Here is an 18,091-nt window from a genome sequence, read left to right on the forward strand (position 1 = left end):
TTAAAATTTAAAGTAAATTTGTTAAATAATTTGTAAATGTAGTTGGAGCATGCTGTCACAAGTTAATAAAGTAAAAGCACTTTTTAAGAGTAGAAACTCATATAATGATACTTATATTAGTGAGTTAATATCATCGATTCATCGTGCTGATATTAAAGCTGCGATACTATCTATACTTTGGGCAGCTGGACCCGTTACAATCATAGCTATAACTTTAGGCTATTATCTTAGTCATGGTCAAAAAGTCCCACTAGTTACTGTTGCGTACTTTTCTTTTTATGTTTTCTTTGTAGGGTTAGTGGGTTTTATTAGCAAAATTGTTTTTGACTCAATCAAACATCGTAACAAAGAACAGATGCAAGATAAATTTCTATATGTGATCGAGGAGTCATATCAAAGTTTATATTTGTCTAAAAAGATTGTTCTAAGCAATTTAACTGATCAAGTACGAGACAGCAAAATCGCATATGAAATTCTTGCTAAATCTCATCCAACAAGTAAAGAAATCTTTTATGCTTTTGAGCTACATTTTGATAAAGAAATGGCAGAATTTGCTGAGATTATATATTTACATCGTGACAATGGTTTTCCTATTGATACGCCAGCTAACAAACGTAAGCTAATAAAGTTTTATAAACAGATAAGTACTAGTCAAAGTATTTCTGAAGATTTAAAAGAGAAGTTCTTACAAGCTTTAGTAGGCAAATATTCAGATCTAAAAATGGGGCTTGACAGAAAAGTAGGCTTTTTATCTAAAGTTTATAATAGTGCTGGGATGTATAATCTATTTGATTTAGAAGATGCGAATAATGTTATAACTCTTTTTATAGAGCTACTATCAGGTAGAAAAATATATTATCTAAAGGCAGTTTCCAAGTTTGAAGATGTTAAAAAAGATTATTTATTTAATTCTATAGAGAATTTAAGAACGTGAATTCTTGAGAAATATAATCATATTTTAGGTATTTATAAACAATGTTATTTAGCAGTATCTGAAGTTGCGCCTGATTTTGATTTGATAGAAGTTGTTGATACTGCTCCAGATATAACAAATAATCTAAATCAATTAGAACAATCAATAAAACAACTATCTATAAGAAATCAGCCTAAAGAAATCAAAAAGCTGGTACAACAAAATAAAAACAGATTTTACCAAAGAGTGCGTATAGTAAAAACTCAGCTTAAAAGGATGAATATTTTATTGCGTCAATGGAAATCTTTAGAGTTTGGTAATGATGAGAAATTGAGCAAAAATATAGAACATCAATTAGCCTATATATTTCTCGAAGAGCAAATGAGAATGTCTATAGCTTATAAGATGTTTGAATATATAAACCATGAGCATGATTTTTCTTCAAAAACTGAGCAAATCAAAGCTTATGCTCGACAGATAGTAAAAATATTACAAGAACCATTAGATTTACAAGAATCTACAGTGTTAACAGCTATTGAAAGTTCTCCAAAGGCAAATCTTAGTAGTATAAGATTTAGTAATTCAACAACAGAGAAGCTTAATACTACTTACAATCTATGTAAATCTGTTAAGACAAACATTATAGAACTAAGAAAACATCTAAACAAAATATTAGTGACACAGTATATTTAGCAACTCATCTTGTTAATCTTGTATACCTAGCCACCATAGTTTCATTACCACTAGTTCCACCGCAATGAATATAGATAATAGGCTTTGTAAGTTTGCAATGTTCATTTAATAATGCGCGCCAAGCTATAGGGTCATATAGTAGCTCAAACTCAATTTCTGTCTGTTCTAGAAGCTTTTGGTATATTGTGTAATTTTGGGTATCTAATTGCCCAAAATGAGTTTTAAAGTTTAAATTGAGAATTCTAGGATGTTTTAAACTACTATCAATATCATTAAATTGTTTTTTTAAGTATTGATTATCACCAACACACGCAATAGTGTAGACTTTGTTTGGTAGATACTTTTCAAGATATAATGCAGTTGTGCCAGTACCAGATGCCACAACAACACTGTAATTATCGATATCATTTTCTAGACAGTACTTTTTAATTTCATTAGCACAGTCAGCTATGCCTTCTTCAGCGAGAGTATTCCTACCACCTTGATCAAAGAAATAAAGGCTATTGTCTATATTGTAATTCGTCTTTATATTTTTTAGCTTTAGAGAGCTTGTAGTCTCAAATAACTGCATGCCATTTTCTAGAGCTAGTTTTAGGTTGCCATTTTTAGCATTTTTAAGAAATTTTGGTAGTGGTTTTATCCAATAATGGAAATCCCAGTCTTTAATCTTAGCTAGCTGTGATAATGCCAACATGAAATTAGACTGATTACCGCCAAAAGATACAATAGTCTTGACGTGGGAGTATTTATCTGGATTTTTTAGAAGATAAGCTAATTTTCTAGCCTTATTACCAGAGAAGATAGGGTGATTTAGATCATCTCTCATTACAATGAAATCTTTATTCTCAAAAGATATTTCTTGAAACAATGAGACCATTTAAGAAATTATTCTTCTAATAGTTCAAACTCTTCCTTACCAACACCACAGTCAGGACACTCCCAATCTTCAGGTACATCTTCCCATCTAGTACCAGGTTCGATACCATCTTCTGGCCAACCTTCAGCTTCATCATAAATTAAACCACAAACGATACAAATGTATTTTCTATATTCCATAATTAACTCTAAAAAAATTGATTAATAAATAAAAAGTTGCGATATTTTAGCATTATAAAAATCGTATATCCAGTGCCTTATTAAAACATTACAAAAGGTTATACTTAGATTCATCAATACCAATCTTACGTGATTTATTTGAAAAAAATATAATATTATTTTCAACGAAAAGATCTGTAATTTGTCTAGGTATATCTTTGTCTAAATGCCTTTTAATTAATCTATAGAAGGCATCTTTATTTGTTTCATTAAAGTGTTTTTTAAATGTTTTATCAACGACACCTTCGTAGCATTCAAGGAATTTTTTGATACGTATTTTGGGGTCAGTATTGCTATTACCTGTATCACATTGGTTAGGAGCTGCAGTAGCTATGTTGAATCCTTTGCGTGTATAGTATGATGCGATACCTCTAAAAATTCGGTCATTACTAAAAATTGTAATACTAAGATAAGTACGAAAATCGCGATATCTTTCGACATATTCACCAACTTTAGCACAAATATAACCATCCATATTATCTTTGTTACCTTCACCGTAAATTATTGGTACAAGTTCAAAGTTGTGATAGATTTGAGTTTTATTGAAGTTTGCTTCCAATTCTTGTGGATTTGTAAAGACAATTACTCTGTCAAAATTACCATCAGAAATATGAGCGAAATTATTATAGTTTTCAGAATCAACTATTGCTAGTTTGAGATATTCCATAATTACCCGACTCCTTATCCTAGCGCTTATAATATCTATTTTACCTTAAAAGCTGTGTTATTATCTATACTCTGCTAAAATTATACCAAAATGGTAAAGTTTAGATTTTATGATTGATTTTCAATATAGTTATATAGATTTATCTGATAAATTTTATTCAGAACAAAAAGTGTATAGATATCCTGATGCAAAGTTACTGATTGTAAATGATTGTTTAGCCAAGGATTTAGGTTTAGATTTAGAAGGTAAATCAGAGCAAGAATTATTAAAAACTTTCTTAGGTTATAATAGTAAAAAGCCGATTTCTCAAGCTTATGCAGGTCATCAGTTTGGTAATTTTACAATGCTAGGAGACGGTCGATCTATCTTAATTGGTGAGTATAAAAAGGCAAATGAAGAAATTGTTGATTTTCATCTAAAAGGAGCAGGTTTAACTAAATTCTCTCGAGGTGGTGATGGCAAAGCAGCTTTAGCGCCAATGCTTAGAGAATATATAGTTAGTGAAGCTATGTATGATTTAGGCATACCCACTAGCCGAATTTTAGCTGTGATATCAACAGGTGAAAATATTCAAAGAAGTAAATTACAACAAGGAGCAATAGCTCTTAGAGTTGCAAGTAGTCACATTAGAGTAGGTACTTTTCAGTATGCAGCGATGCTTGGAGAAAGTTATAGTCAAGAATTGTTAGACTATACGATTGTTAGGCATAATATTCCATACACTGATAATAAAGCTTTGAGCTTACTTGACTATGTCATTGATAAGCAGACAACTTTAATAACACAATGGGAAAGAGTAGGTTTTATTCATGGAGTTATGAATACTGATAATATGACTATTTCAGGGGAAACTATTGACTATGGACCTTGTGCATTTATGGACACTTATGATCCAGATACTGTTTTTAGTTCAATAGATCGAGATGGAAGATATGCATTTGCTAATCAAGCATCAATCGCTGGCTGGAATATTGCAAGACTAGCAGAAAGTTTATTGAAACTTATCTCACAGGACGAGGATGAAGCTATTAAATTAGCTCAAGATAAACTGCAAAGTTATTCAGAAATTTATAAGCAAAAATGGAGAGAAATGTTTCTTAATAAAATAGGTTTTAATATCAATAGCGAATATGATGATGAACTTATTTCCGGTTTGCTTGTTGCTATGTTTAAGCATAAGTTAGATTATACAAATACTTTCTATGATCTAAGCTATAATAATTTTGATGACTTACAAAGCAAAGGTTTAAAAGATTGGTTAGATAAATATATCAATTACGATATCAATTTTGAAAGTATGATGAAATCTAATCCAATAATAATCCCTCGTAATCATCAGGTTGAAAAAGCACTTGAGCTTGCAGAAAATGGTAATTTTAGCGCCTTTAAAAGTCTTGTGACAGCACTTAAGACACCTTATGAATTAAACACTCTCACTAAGAAATATATGTCAGAACCTCTAGAGCAAGAGAAAGTTAGATTTACTTTTTGTGGTACTTAATAAATACTAGCGTGCTAAGAAGCTTTGGTAGTTTTATCTACTATAATAGCCGTTGTCATAGTACCATGAATATTTAGCGGAGTTCTAAAGCTATCAATAATAGCGTCAACACCGATGATTAAAGCAATCATTTGCCAAGGCAGTCCAAAGTAAGAAAAAACAACACCAGCTGCAACGAATGCTGTACCTGGAATTCCAGATACACCTAGTGAAGCCAACATACAGATTAGAGAAATTAGTATAACAGTTGAAAATGTGATATCTACACCTGTAGCATTCATTGCCATTATTGCTAGCACTGCAGGAAATACCCCGGCACAACCATTCATACCTAGAGTAGTACCCATAGTTGGTGCAAATGTGGCAATACTACTAGTAGTACCGTATTTGTTTAAACCATCTATTGATAACGGTAGAGTGCCCATACTAGATCTAGATGTAGCAGCAACTAACATAGCTTTCCAAATACTTTTGTAGAATCTGACAATGTTAGTTCTAAATATAATTAATAGCACAATATGCATTATTAGAACAATTGCTAATGCGATATAACAAGTGAAGATAAAATATAAAACTGTAGAAATGCTATTGTTATCTAGCTCTATGCTCATTTGTATCATCAATCCAAGTACACCATAAGGTGTGATAGCAATAATCATTCTAGCTAATTTCTTTATTACGAAAAATGCAGAATCTACAAAACTAATGAAAGGAGCTGCTAGTTTACTATCTTCACGATGAGCTATTAGCATTGAGAAGCCAAGAAGTATTGCAAATATAACTACGGCCATTACGTTATTATTATCCATCTGGTGAAAAATATTTTCAGGTAAAAAACCTAAAACAGTCTCGGATATGCTGGATGTTTTTATATCCTTAGCGACATTGCCTGTAATAGATGCGATATCTATACCATGACCTAAGTTCATTATGATGGCGACAGTAGCTCCTATAGCAGCACTTACTCCAGTTAATATAAGTAGTATTGCTATTGTTTTATATGCAAATTTTATAACATAAGAGCCTTCATAGTTTTTTAGATTTACTATTGAATGGATAATAGATGTTAGAACAATAGGGATAATTAGCATCTTAAGTAAAGAAATATAACCGTCACCCAATATATTACTAATTTGGATGAAACTATTACTATAACTATCAGTCCAGTTATAGATAATACCAATAATTATTCCAGTAACTAGAGCGAATATTGTTCTAAAATTAAAACTAACCTGCTTAATGTGTAAGTATATTAATAAGGCGATTGAGATTATAAGTAAAATTACCATATTTAAAACCTATTATAGAAAGTTGTAGAGAAGGATTTTAACATAGTTTACTAATTTGGTATACATAGTAAATGGCGGAGAGATAAGTTATCAAAAATTAATAATGACAGTTTAAATTTGATAGATGTTTTTTGTTGTAAAAATAAAAAAAACAAGCTTATAATGGATTACCTATAATTTTTATTTCATCAGTTAATATGACAAAAACTCTTATGCATCAAGAGGCTAGTAGTAGCTTCGAGAAAGTTGCTAATCAACTTAAACTTAATAAAGATATTGTTAAAACTATAGTTAAAACTCTTAAGGAAAAAAATATTAAAAGAGTTATTACTGTAGCGAGAGGCAGTTCTGATTGTGTAGCGAATTATGCAAAGTATTTATTTGAAACACAACTTGGATTTAGTGTTTCTTCGTTGCCACCATCTATAACAACTATTTATAACAAAAATATAGGTGATGAACATACATTAGCTATAGGTATATCACAGTCAGGTGGTAGTCCAGATTTGCGTCTAGCACTTGAAGGTTGTAAGAAAGCTGGATGTACTACTTTAGCGATAGTGAATGTTGAGAAATCTCCTTTAGCAGATAGCGCAGATTTGGTCTTACCTGTAAGAGCTGATGCAGAAAATGCAGTTGCAGCAACGAAAAGCGTAATAACTTCTTTAGTAGCGTTAGTAAGTATTGTAGCTGAATATAATCAAGATCAAGCTCTTTTGGATAGTTTGAATATTCTTCCAGAAGCTCTAGAGAAAAGTCTAAATTCTGATTGGACTCCAGCTATAGAAGAGCTTAAGAAAAGTAAAAACATGTTTGTCATCGGAAGAGGTTTTGGATTCCCGATAGTCCAAGAGATGGCTTTGAAATTCAAAGAAACTTGTGGAATACATGCTGAGGCATTTAGTTCTGCTGAGGTGTTGCATGGTCCATTTGCACTTATGAATCAAACTTTTACAACATTTACTATTTTGCAGCATGATGAAAGTGCTCAAGGTACTCGAGAGATTGTTAAGAGAATGTCTGACTTAGGAGTTGGAACTGTATTTGCCACGACAGATAATGAGTCTAGTGCAAAAGTTCACTTATATGTAGATGTAAAAACTCATCCAATTCTTGAAACTGTAGTTCTATTACAGAAGTTTTATCTAATGGTAAATGAATTAGCGTTGTCATTAGGATATAACCCAGATAGTCCAAGTAATCTAAAAAAAGTTACCGAAACTGTTTAATTTATTTTGAAATGATAATTTACTGATGGCTTTATTTTTTTAAGGAGAAAAGAATGAAAGAAGCTAATAAGCTTAAAGTGTTTATGATTATATTCTTCTCAGCAATGGGTGGAATGTTGTACGGATATGATATAGGTATAATAGGCGGTGCTTTACCTTTTATCAAATCTGAATTGGGTATGACTGCAGCACAAGAATCATTCTTAGGAGGTTCTGTTTTATTTGGTGGAGCCTTTGCAATTCTTATAGGTGGGATATTAGCGGATATCTTTGGTAGAAAAAATATGATCACAGCATCCGGATTGATATTTACATTATCAGTTTTTATGATTTATTTTTCTGAAAGTTATAATTTCCTTTTATTTTCAAGATTAGTTCAAGGCGTAGCAGTTGGTTTTATATCTATAACAGTTCCGCTATATTTGACAGAATCTGTGCCTAGTATGATTCGCGGTTTAGCCGTCACATGTTTTCAGCTATTTCTCACAGCAGGAATATTAATATCTGTTGCAGTAAGCTTATTGTTTATTTCAAATGATCCTGTAACTGGCTTAGAAACTGGTGACTGGAGAAATATGTTTCTTACCGCTTTAATTCCTGGTCTGATTGTATTTGTTGGAGGATTTTTACTGATTAAATCTCCTAGATGGCTGATTATGAAAAACAGAGAGCTAGAAGCAGAAAAAATCCTTACAGAAACAATAGGTGTAGATGCAGCAAAACAGCAAATGCAAGAAGTTAAAGCTTTGATTGAGAAAACTAAAAATGAAGGTAGTTTATTGTCGAGTCTTACAAAAAGACATTATTTAATGCCAATGCTTATAGTATTCTCAGTTGCAATTTTAGCTCAAATGACTGGGATTAACAGTATCTTACAATACGCTCCTACGATGCTAAAAGAAACTGGCTTAGGTTCTGTATATGCAGCAGTTGTTGGTGGCGTTGCAATTACGGGTCTTAATTTTGTGACAACGATTATAGCAGTAGTTATAGCTGATAAAATAGAGAGAAAATTTGTAATTACTTTTGGAACTTTAATGGTTTCTATAGTTTTGCTTACTCTGGCAGTTCTAATGTATGCTATGCCTGATACTTCAGCAAAAGGTATGGTATTACTTATTGGTTTCATATTATATATATTTTTCTTTGCAATTGGTCCTGGAGCATATATATGGGTTATCATGTCTGAGTTATTACCTACAAATATTAGAAGTAAAGGTTTAGCTGTAGCACTATTCTTAAATAGTATGGCTTCTGCAATTTTAGCTTCATCTGTTATGCCTATTACTCAACATTTTAATGGAAATTACGGTGTAATTTTAGGTATATGTGGAGTATGTACTTTGGTGTATAGCTTTATCGCGTTTAAATTTGTACCAAAAACAAATGGACGTACTCTAGAAGAAATCGAACAAGGTTTTATCAAATAACTTTTACTAATCTTATATTCTTTCTCATCTTTTATTTTCAATAATCAAATAGTTTAGATAATATCTTTATTAAGTATTATCATTTTAAATTTATTCAATTTGATATAAGGCATATATGAAAAAGAATTTAATAGCTGTATTACTTGGTTCACAGTGTTTACTTAATAGTGGATTTGCAACTAATTTTGATGTACAAAAAATTCAAATAAAAAATATCAGTCAAAATAATCAGAATTTTGATATGAGTATTGATGTCAAAGTTAATCAAAATCAATCAGGAAATTGGTTTTTTGGTTTTTATATGCCAAGAACTTATAATTTATCTAAAGAAGTGAATCCTGATCTTGCTCTTAAGGTAACTGATTTAAGTACTAAAAAATCTGCAAATTTAATTTATGTTAAAAAAACAGATAATCTGACTACTATGCCGATATATGCTGATGGGTATAGTAATTTATTTAGAGCTATTACTGATTTTGAACTAGAGGCAGGGCATACATATAGATTTAGTTTTGAGAATAATAACCAATGGTCTCCTAGTAATATATCATCTCTTCCTCAGAGTTTCTTTTTGATTGACTCTAAAGGAAGTGTAATGACTTCCAATGCTAATCTAGATGCTTATATATCTAAAGATACTAAAGAAATTTCAAGTATTCAGGGCTATGATCCAGCTAAGATTGATATGGAAATCCAACAAAAATTACAATCATATGTTGATAACTCAATTGCTAGTAATTCTTCAGAATTTGCTAATCAATATCATCTGATACCAACGCCTCTAAGTATTAGTGATATTGGCTCAAAGCAAAATATAAATTTAGATAATGGAGTATATATAGATAATTCTAATAGTAAGCAGAATATCAAATTATTAAATCAATATTTTAAAACAGATAAGATTATAACTTATGATTTAAACGCAGTTACTGATAAAAATTATGCGAGTATTATTCTTGAAAAAGACTTATCTATTAAAAATAAAGAAGGCTATATTTTAAAAATAATTGATAATAAGATCTATATTAGATATCAGACAAATGCTGGTTTATTTTATGCTATCCAAACACTGAGAAATCTTTATCAAAAAGATAATGTTGGTAGTAAAAATAGTAGTAATATGTTGATACTTCCTCAAGTAATAATCAAAGATCAACCAAGATTTCAGTATAGAGGTATATTGCTAGATGTCGCTAGACATTACTTTAGTGTTCAGACAATAAAAACACTAATTGATGCTATGGCAAGCCAAAAGCTAAATACTTTACATATTCATTTTTCTGATGATGAAGGTTTTAGGCTAGCTTTAGATAGCGTAGATGTTAAAAGAGCTAGTACAAGAGGATATAATGATAGCTCAACTATTCCGGCACAAATGTATCAACAAGCAAATTTAGATAAATCAAACTACTTTAATCAGAAAATAAAAGATGGCGATATTATATCGCCTAATTACCCAACTGCTACAACCTTTTATAAGGGATACTATTCAAAAAAAGATATTCAAGAGATTATTAGTTATGCAAATGCTAGACAGATAACAGTTGTTCCTGAAATAGATTTTCCAGGTCATGCTAAAGCACTAATTGATTCAGCACCTGATATATTTGTTAATAAATCTGATAAAAGTGACTATATAAGTGTACAAGGGTATTATGATGATGTTTTACCAGTGTGTTTATATAATCAGGCAAATATACAAGGAGAAAAGTTTACAGCTAAGATTGATCAGATTGTGACAGAGATATATAAACTTTTTGATAACCAAAATACAGTATATTTTGAGCCACAAGTTAGTGTAGGTGGTGATGAAGTTTCCACTGATGCTTGGATTAATGACTCAACATGTGAGAATGAAAAAGATTTAAATGCATTAGAAAAGTCGCATAAATTTTTTAAAGAGTTACAACAAAGTACTAATCTAAGAATATCTGGATGGCAACAAACTGTCCAAAATGATCCTAATGAAAATTTAGCAGGAGGTATTGATAAAAATTCAATACCTTCTAATAAAACCGGATATATTTGGGTTTGGAGTGCATTTAACAGCTCAGGGTATAGTGAAGCACAGCAGCTTGCAAAGGCTGGTTACTCTACAGTATTGGCATATGCTGATGATACATATTTTGATTTAGCATATAATCCTGATGTTTGGGAGCCTGGTTTTTACTGGGCTACTGAATATGCAGATACTCATGCCGCTTTAAATAGTGCTTTAGATTCAAAAACTACAATTACAAGTTTATCAGCAAAAGAAGCTAAAAATATAAAGGGTCTAGAAGGAGCGCTGTGGTCAGAGAATATCAATAATGCTAATCATTTATGGTACATGGCATTTCCTAAAATGACTGGTTTGGCTGAAGCATCATGGGCAGATCAAAATATTACTGCCAAAGATAAAAAAATAAACTGGAATAGTTTAGTGTATAGATTAGGAACTGATAACACTAAATTTTTGGGATACATAGATAGAATTATTAACTCTAATAATGATAAAAAGGTTATCTCTTATAGAGGATACCCTAATGGTATCTCCCAAGAATTACCCAAGAAATAATAAGTATGCTATGCCGGATTATCTATATCTATAAATTTTGTATCTAGAGCAAACTCTTGTTTAAGTAACTCAGCAATAGCTTTTACACCTTCTTTTTCTGTAGCATGATGTCCAGCAGCTATATAGTTTATACCTAGTTCTCGAGCAGTATGTGTTGTTCTTTCAGAGATTTCTCCTGATATGAAAGTATCAGCTCCGGCTTGATATGCATATTCAATATAGTCTTGTGCTCCACCAGTACAAATAGCTACTTTTTTATTTTGCTGTTTTGTAAAAATTACGGTTGGCTTTTTATCAAGTTTATTTTCTATTAAATTGCTAAAACTATCTAAATTTAAATTACATTCACCAATTACTGAAATATCAGGCTTAGAACCTGTTTCAAAAAACTCTAAATTTGTAAGATTTAGCTTTTTTGCTAATAAGATATTGTTACCAATTTGAGAATGTCCATCTAGAGGCAGGTGATAACCAAATAGATGTATGCCATTTTTTATAAGTTTTGAGATACGCTCATACTTCATACCTATGATAGGGTAACTTTCACCTTTCCAAAAATAACCATGATGTACAATAATAGCATCAGCATTCTCTTTTACAGCTTGGTCTATAAGTGCCTGACATGCTGTGACACCAGTGACAACCTTTTTGATATCTCTATCTCCTTGAATCTGTAGACCATTTGGGCAATAGTCTTTAAATTGAGCAATATCAAAGTAATTATTCAAGTAATTTTCTAATTCTTTAAAGTTCATAGCTTATGAAAATTAATCTTTATGATGATATAATCTTACATTGTATACTTTTCGTGAAATTATTTAAAAAAATAAATATAGTTTTTGGGTTCTTATATGAGTAAAACAAATGTTGTAAGAGTAGGAGATGTCTTAATTGGCGGAGGTAATCCTGTTGTTGTCCAATCGATGACAGATACATATACTGCAGATATTGAAAAGACAGTTAAACAAATTTTAGCTCTTCATAAAGCAGGTAGCGAGATAGTTAGAATTACTGTTAATGATGAGCCAGCGGCTGCCGCTGTACCAGATATTGTTAAAGAGTTAGCAAAGCATGATTGTCATGTACCTCTAGTTGGTGACTTTCATTACAATGGTCATACTTTACTTAGTAAATATCCAGAGTGTGCAAAGGCACTAGCGAAATATCGTATAAACCCAGGTAATGTGGGTTTTGGTAAGAAGAAGGACACTCAGTTTGCAGAGATTATCAAAATTGCGATTGCAAATGATAAGCCCGTTCGTATTGGGGTTAACTGGGGAAGTTTAGATCAGGCATTATTAGCTAGGCTAATTGATGAGAATAATGCTCAAGAAAATCCGCTAACATTGCAGCAAATAATGCACAAAGCGCTTATTACTTCAGCACTAGAGAGCGCAAAATATGCACAAGAGTTTGGTTTAGCAAAAGATAAAATCATTATTTCATGTAAAGTTAGTGAAGTTCAAGACTTAGTAGCGGTGTATCAAAAGCTTGCTAAAGAGTGTGATTATGCTCTACACTTAGGGCTGACTGAAGCAGGTATGGGTACAAAAGGTATTGTTGCTAGTGCTGTTAGCTTGGGAATATTGTTACAACAAGGTATAGGTAACACTATACGTGTATCACTAACTCCAGCACCAAATGCTCCACGTACAGAAGAGGTTAGAGTGTGTCGAGAGATTTTACAAAACCTTGGTATGCGAACATTCACCCCAAGTGTGATATCTTGTCCAGGCTGTGGAAGAACTACTAGCTCATTTTTTAGAGAGCTAACTAGTACAGTTAAAGAGCATTTAGATGAAAAAATGCATACATGGAAAGACCAATATCATGGTGTTGAAGCCATGAAAGTAGCTGTGATGGGTTGTGTAGTAAATGGTCCAGGTGAGTCAAAAAATGCTGATATTGGTATTAGTTTGCCAGGCAGTGGAGAGTCTCCTGTAGCACCAGTATTTATAGATGGCAAAAAAGCTCATACTCTCAGAGGTGATAATATCTCAAAAGAGTTTATAGAGATTGTCGAGAATTATGTTAAAAATCGTTACGCTAAAAAATAGGTAAGTTTAAGAGGATGTCAGTAGTTTTTGTAAATACGCCTTTTGCTAGACTTAAACTAGGTTATACAAATAATACTCAAGGCTTTAGTAAAGATAAATATGCTAAATTTAATCTAGCAGATAATGTTGGTGATAAGCATTTAGCTGTAGAAAAAAATCGTAATTCATTTAGATCGTACATCAATGCTGATATTAAATGGTTAAGGCAAAATCATACAAATATTGTCACAAGTTTTGATGAATATAATGGTGGTTTTTGTGATGCTATTGTTACAGATAAGCCTAAGCAAGCTTGTGTAGTTTTGACAGCAGATTGCCTACCTATAATACTTTTTGATAAAAAGATGACAAAAGTAGCTGCTATACATGCTGGTTGGAAAGGTTTGTTACAAGGAATATTAGAGCAGACTCTCAAAGAGTTTGTTGGCTTAGATCTAGTAGCCTGGTTTGGTCCTTGTATTTCTGGAAATTTCTATGAAGTTGGTCGTGATGTTCATGATAAATTTGTAGAGCAGCATGAAGCTTATGGACAAGCATTTCGCTCAAAAAGTGAAGATAAATATCTTTTTGATATGAAAATGGTAGCTAGACAAATATTAAATGATAATCACTGTTTTGATGTGGTTGATTCTGGCTTATGTACTTACAGTAACAAAAGATTTTACTCTTATCGTAAAGAAGGTATTACAGGTAGACAAGCTACATTTGTATGGTTTGAGTGAATTTAAATATATTTTAATGGGGATAAAATGTCTGAGAAATTACAAGTTTTAAGAAGATTAATGAAAGAAAAGGGCTATGATTTTTATTTAGTTCCTTCTATAGATGATCATAATAATGAATATGTTCCAGAATGCTGGCAATATCGTAGTTGGATTAGTGGATTTGATGGTTCAGCAGGAGATGTGCTTATAGGTTTAGATAAATCTTATCTTTCAACCGATGGTAGATATTTCACTCAAGCAGAATATCAACTTAATAAAAATGAATTTGTATTATTAAAGCAAACAGCTTTTTCTTCAAAAATAGAAGAGTGGCTTGAAGAAAACTTAGCTGGTAAAACACTTGCGATAGATCCAAAAAAAATAGGTATTACTAGAGCGGAAAATTTATTATCAATAGCAAAAAAAGTTGATGGTAAAATTGTTTTTGATAATACTAATCTAGTAGCTCAAGCTCAAAAAGAACTTAATCAAGAAACTGCTATACCTAAAGAAAATGTTTTTGTACACGAAATTCAATATGCCGGTCAATCGGTTGATTCAAAACTAAGAAATCTTAGAACATATTTGAAATCTATCAAAGCAGAATGTCTGATAGAAACAAGCCTAGATTCTATTATGTGGGCTTTAAACATAAGAGGTAGAGATATTAAAAATACACCATTGGCTATTTGCTATATGGTAGTTACAGTTGAAAGTACTTTCTTATATATTGATAAAGATAAAGTTACAGATGAGATTCATAGTCATTTTGAACAAAATAATGTGATCGTTCTTGACTATAAAGACTTTTTCACTGATCTGAAAAAGTTTGCTGCAAAGTTTGTTATTGATAGTAATGTTGCAAGCTATGCTGTTAAATTAGCAATCAAAGAAAATGAGCATAGTAAACTTATCGAAGACACTAGTCCAATAATTTTGAGTAAAGCATTAAAAAACTCTATTGAAATAAATGGATCAAAAGATGCTCATAAAAAAGATGCTGCTGCATTTATTTCGTGGTGGCATTGGATGGAGAATAATTATCAAGGGATAGATGAACTTGATGCGATGGCAAAACTCAGAGAGTTTCGTTCTAAGCAAAAAGGTTATGTTGAAGATAGTTTCTCATATATCGTTGGTCATGCTGCTAATGGTGCGATTATTCATTATTCAGCTAAGAGAGATGCTAATCTAAAGAAAATTGATGATCAAGCACCTCTTTTGTGCGACTCTGGAGGGCAGTATAAAGAAGGAACAACTGATATTACTCGCGTACTGCACTTCGGTAGACCATCTAATGAGCATAGAAGATACTATACATTAGTTTTAAAAGGTCATCTAGGCTTAGGTAGAGCAGTCTTTCCAAAAGGAACTACAGGATCTCACTTAGATGTATTAGCACGTGAGCATTTATGGCATTTCTGTTCAGATTATGCTCATGGTACAGGTCATGGAGTGGGTAGTTTCTTAGGTGTGCATGAAGGGCCTCAACGTATAAACTCAGCCTCTAAAGTTGAGCTAATGCCTGGCATGATTCTAAGCAATGAACCAGGAGCATATTTTCCAGGTCAGTTTGGCATTAGAATTGAAAATTTGTGTTATGTAAAACAACGTAATCAAGATTCTCCTACAGGTCATGGACCTTTTTATTGTTTTGAGGATTTGACATTAGTACCTTATGAATATAATTTGATTGAAACATGGATGCTAACTTATACCGAGAAAAAAACTATAAACAATTACTACAGTAGAATTAGAAAAGAAGTATTACCATTAATCGAAGATCAAGAAGTCAAAGATTTCCTATTATTTAAGACAAGACATATTAAATAGCTGAATAATTTTTTATTTCTAATATTTTTCAATTAATATAGATGAAAATTTCTAATGATGTTTTTGTGATAAAAAATAGGTAAACATGGCAGCAAAAAATAAAAACTCTAACAAAGATAATAAGAAGTCAATTAGCTATGTAAAGATAGTATTATTTTTGGTATTAACTATTAGTGGAGGTTTTTCAGGACTTCTATTTGATAAGTTTGATATTAAAGAAAAAATTATAGATTTACGTTATAAAATATATAACTATTTTACTAGCGAGCCACTAAAGCAATATACTGCTAAAGATAATCAAAATATAATTGCAAAATTCTTTTCTGAAAGTGATAGTGCAAAAGATCAGCAGCAGCAAATAAATCAATTTGAAAATCTTAAGCAGTATCCACCTGTTAGAACACTACCTGCAGTAACTGATTATTGCCATGGTTTTTTGGCTTATGGTAATCCTAGTTATGATGTGACAGAAGGGTTGGGGCAATCAAATATCTACCTATGTCGTGATGGCTATGTTGTTGGTTATAATTATCAAACTAAAGAGGCGAGTTGGGTGGCATTTAAACTCACAAAGTCAAAAGTCGCTAATAAGTTAAAGAGAGATGATAAATTTAAAGAGGATAGTGATGTACCTTTTGTTTATCGAGCTACATTAGATGATTATTCACGCTCTGGTTATGATAGAGGACATTTGGCATCTTATGCATCTATGGATTTTAGTAAAAAGTCTGCAGATGAGTCATTCTTATTGTCGAATATGTCACCACAGAAAGCAGGTCTTAATAGACAAGGTTGGGAAAGGCTTGAAACAGATGAGCGTATTTGGGCAAATATGTATGACAGTATATATGTCTATACAGGGCCTATATACAAAAAACAAACAATCCATAAAACTATAGGCGATAATAAGATAGCTGTTCCTGACTACTTCTTTAAAATAATTTATGTACCTTCTAAAAACCAAGCAATAGCCTTTGTAATGCCTAATGCAAGAGTTGAGAAGACAAAGATTGCAAATTATAGAGTATCAATCAAGGATATTGAACAGCGTACAGGATTACATTTCTTAACGAATATTCAAGATAGAGATTCGGTTGTAAATAATGTTTCATCAATGTGGCGAACTGCTTATTTATAACTATATCTTCACGCTATAGAAAGAATATAGTATTATCAAAGTAGTATTTTTATAAATTCCAATTATTCAATGTTTCGGGAAGTTATATATGTAAGTCAAAGTAGTATTTTTATAAATTCTAATTACTCAATGTTTCAGGAAATTATACCTATAATTAAATATCTTTTTGAGAATATTTCTAGCTTATTGCTCCTGATTATAATCTTTACTTTTTTATATTTTATGATTAAAGATATTATTAAGTCAGTTTTTTATTTTATAAAAAGATTTTTCTTAAAATTAATAGAATATTGTCGCCGCCGAAGTTTAAATGCTAGAAAAATACCTACAGGTGTTGATATTATATTAGGTGATTGGGGTAGTGGTAAAACTCATTATTTTGAAAATGTTTATAAACCAAAATATAGCTCCTTTAGAGCAAAAAAACTGAGTTGTTTTTCATATAGTAGAGAAGAGTTTATAAAACAGTTAATAACTATAAAATTTTCGAATAGATGGCTATCACTAAATGGCTTGTTAGCGGGATATATATTACATAATTGGCATAAAATGTTACCTAAAAATATGCTGATATTTATCGATGATTTAGAAAGATTACCATGTGATAAATATATGGCTAATGATTTTATAGGGATTGTTGAGGAGTTAAAAAAGCATAATCGAGTTGTGATAGCTTGTAGTTCACAAGATATAAAACAAGGTGTTATACGTAGATATTTAGAAAAATTAGTAGATTACTTTCCTCATGAGATTACTTTAGAAGAGCAGATAGAATCACGAGCTATTATTGAAACAATTAATTCAACTATTAATGATATAGAAGATAGTAAGATAGAGCTTAAAAAAGAAATTGACAAATTAGTAGAAAAACTCGAAGAAAAACTCGAAGAAAAAAAATCTGAAGATAGTGAATCTGTAAATAATGAATCTGTAAATAATGAATCTGTAAATAATGAATCTGTAAATAATGAATCTGTAAATAATG

At 31.3% G+C, this 18,091-nt stretch carries 13 protein-coding genes and 2 pseudogenes; 10 read left to right on the forward strand and 5 right to left on the reverse strand.

The genetic code is table 11. The features are described 5' to 3' along the window. Window positions 1-49 precede the first annotated feature (49 nt). Window positions 50-1,606: pseudogene (locus ACKTR7_RS09240) on the forward strand (hypothetical protein). 4 nt (window positions 1,607-1,610) lie between these two features. Here ACKTR7_RS09240 and ACKTR7_RS09245 read toward each other — a convergent pair. The 3 genes from ACKTR7_RS09245 to ACKTR7_RS09255 form a co-directional block, all read right to left on the reverse strand. Next, window positions 1,611-2,483, reverse strand: a complete 873-nt coding sequence (locus ACKTR7_RS09245; protein WP_407878024.1) for a 1-aminocyclopropane-1-carboxylate deaminase — start codon at window positions 2,481-2,483, stop codon at window positions 1,611-1,613. 8 nt (window positions 2,484-2,491) lie between these two features. Then, complete coding sequence (locus ACKTR7_RS09250; RefSeq protein WP_014715576.1) at window positions 2,492-2,662, reverse strand: rubredoxin; 171 nt, start codon at window positions 2,660-2,662, stop codon at window positions 2,492-2,494. A gap of 88 nt (window positions 2,663-2,750) precedes the next feature. Next, entirely contained in the window at window positions 2,751-3,368 is a 618-nt protein-coding gene (locus tag ACKTR7_RS09255) for a PIN domain-containing protein (RefSeq protein WP_407878025.1), read from the reverse strand. A 109-nt stretch (window positions 3,369-3,477) separates the two neighbouring features. Between ACKTR7_RS09255 and ACKTR7_RS09260 the strand changes: the two genes are divergently transcribed. After that, window positions 3,478-4,869: a protein adenylyltransferase SelO gene (locus ACKTR7_RS09260; RefSeq protein WP_407878026.1), complete on the forward strand. Its 1,392-nt coding sequence runs from the start codon at window positions 3,478-3,480 to the stop codon at window positions 4,867-4,869. A gap of 14 nt (window positions 4,870-4,883) precedes the next feature. Here ACKTR7_RS09260 and ACKTR7_RS09265 read toward each other — a convergent pair whose 3' ends face one another. After that, window positions 4,884-6,158, reverse strand: a complete 1,275-nt coding sequence (locus tag ACKTR7_RS09265; RefSeq protein WP_407878027.1) for a dicarboxylate/amino acid:cation symporter — start codon at window positions 6,156-6,158, stop codon at window positions 4,884-4,886. A 197-nt stretch (window positions 6,159-6,355) separates the two neighbouring features. Here ACKTR7_RS09265 and ACKTR7_RS09270 point away from each other — a divergent pair, with 197 nt between their 5' ends. The 3 genes and pseudogenes from ACKTR7_RS09270 to ACKTR7_RS09280 form a co-directional block, all read left to right on the forward strand. Beyond that, window positions 6,356-7,387, forward strand: coding sequence for an SIS domain-containing protein (locus tag ACKTR7_RS09270; RefSeq protein WP_407878028.1), 1,032 nt, complete (start codon window positions 6,356-6,358; stop codon window positions 7,385-7,387). A gap of 53 nt (window positions 7,388-7,440) precedes the next feature. Continuing rightward, complete coding sequence (locus ACKTR7_RS09275; protein WP_407878029.1) at window positions 7,441-8,817, forward strand: sugar porter family MFS transporter; 1,377 nt, start codon at window positions 7,441-7,443, stop codon at window positions 8,815-8,817. A 685-nt stretch (window positions 8,818-9,502) separates the two neighbouring features. Continuing rightward, a pseudogene (locus tag ACKTR7_RS09280) lies at window positions 9,503-11,134 on the forward strand (family 20 glycosylhydrolase); the annotation flags it as partial. A 248-nt stretch (window positions 11,135-11,382) separates the two neighbouring features. On the opposite strand, the gene ACKTR7_RS09285 reads toward ACKTR7_RS09280, so the two are convergent. Further along, a complete protein-coding gene (locus ACKTR7_RS09285; protein ID WP_407878030.1) occupies window positions 11,383-12,129 on the reverse strand; it encodes a Nif3-like dinuclear metal center hexameric protein in 747 nt (248 codons plus the stop codon). Between the two features lie 96 nt (window positions 12,130-12,225). On the opposite strand from ACKTR7_RS09285, the gene ispG reads away from it, so the two are divergent. The 5 genes from ispG to ACKTR7_RS09310 all read left to right on the forward strand — a co-directional run. Further along, window positions 12,226-13,431: a flavodoxin-dependent (E)-4-hydroxy-3-methylbut-2-enyl-diphosphate synthase gene (gene ispG / locus ACKTR7_RS09290; RefSeq protein ID WP_407878031.1), complete on the forward strand. Its 1,206-nt coding sequence runs from the start codon at window positions 12,226-12,228 to the stop codon at window positions 13,429-13,431. A 14-nt stretch (window positions 13,432-13,445) separates the two neighbouring features. After that, a complete protein-coding gene (gene pgeF / locus ACKTR7_RS09295; protein ID WP_407878032.1) occupies window positions 13,446-14,153 on the forward strand; it encodes a peptidoglycan editing factor PgeF in 708 nt (235 codons plus the stop codon). 27 nt (window positions 14,154-14,180) lie between these two features. After that, entirely contained in the window at window positions 14,181-15,968 is a 1,788-nt protein-coding gene (locus ACKTR7_RS09300; RefSeq protein ID WP_407878033.1) for a M24 family metallopeptidase, read from the forward strand. Window positions 15,969-16,053: 85 nt separating this feature from the next. Continuing rightward, on the forward strand, window positions 16,054-17,106 hold the full coding sequence (locus ACKTR7_RS09305; RefSeq protein ID WP_407878034.1) for a DNA/RNA non-specific endonuclease: 1,053 nt from the start codon (window positions 16,054-16,056) through the stop codon (window positions 17,104-17,106). 222 nt (window positions 17,107-17,328) lie between these two features. Beyond that, window positions 17,329-18,091 (forward strand): hypothetical protein (locus tag ACKTR7_RS09310; protein ID WP_407878035.1); only part of this gene is annotated, 763 nt, incomplete at its 3' end.

The organism is Francisella sciaenopsi (genome assembly GCF_045862875.1).
Lineage (GTDB): Bacteria > Pseudomonadota > Gammaproteobacteria > Francisellales > Francisellaceae > Francisella > Francisella sciaenopsi.

What these genes read in the sequence shown, in the direction of transcription:
- ACKTR7_RS09245 (WP_407878024.1), bottom strand. Translation starts at nt 2,483, where the DNA reads ATGGTCTCATTGTTTCAAGAAATATCTTTTGAGAATAAAGATTTCATT.
- ACKTR7_RS09255 (WP_407878025.1), bottom strand. Translation starts at nt 3,368, where the DNA reads ATGGAATATCTCAAACTAGCAATAGTTGATTCTGAAAACTATAATAAT.
- pgeF (WP_407878032.1), top strand. Translation starts at nt 13,446, where the DNA reads ATGTCAGTAGTTTTTGTAAATACGCCTTTTGCTAGACTTAAACTAGGT.
- ACKTR7_RS09275 (WP_407878029.1), top strand. Translation starts at nt 7,441, where the DNA reads ATGAAAGAAGCTAATAAGCTTAAAGTGTTTATGATTATATTCTTCTCA.
- ispG (WP_407878031.1), top strand. Translation starts at nt 12,226, where the DNA reads ATGAGTAAAACAAATGTTGTAAGAGTAGGAGATGTCTTAATTGGCGGA.
- ACKTR7_RS09260 (WP_407878026.1), top strand. Translation starts at nt 3,478, where the DNA reads ATGATTGATTTTCAATATAGTTATATAGATTTATCTGATAAATTTTAT.
- ACKTR7_RS09300 (WP_407878033.1), top strand. Translation starts at nt 14,181, where the DNA reads ATGTCTGAGAAATTACAAGTTTTAAGAAGATTAATGAAAGAAAAGGGC.
- ACKTR7_RS09285 (WP_407878030.1), bottom strand. Translation starts at nt 12,129, where the DNA reads ATGAACTTTAAAGAATTAGAAAATTACTTGAATAATTACTTTGATATT.
- ACKTR7_RS09305 (WP_407878034.1), top strand. Translation starts at nt 16,054, where the DNA reads ATGGCAGCAAAAAATAAAAACTCTAACAAAGATAATAAGAAGTCAATT.
- ACKTR7_RS09250 (WP_014715576.1), bottom strand. Translation starts at nt 2,662, where the DNA reads ATGGAATATAGAAAATACATTTGTATCGTTTGTGGTTTAATTTATGAT.
- ACKTR7_RS09270 (WP_407878028.1), top strand. Translation starts at nt 6,356, where the DNA reads ATGACAAAAACTCTTATGCATCAAGAGGCTAGTAGTAGCTTCGAGAAA.
- ACKTR7_RS09265 (WP_407878027.1), bottom strand. Translation starts at nt 6,158, where the DNA reads ATGGTAATTTTACTTATAATCTCAATCGCCTTATTAATATACTTACAC.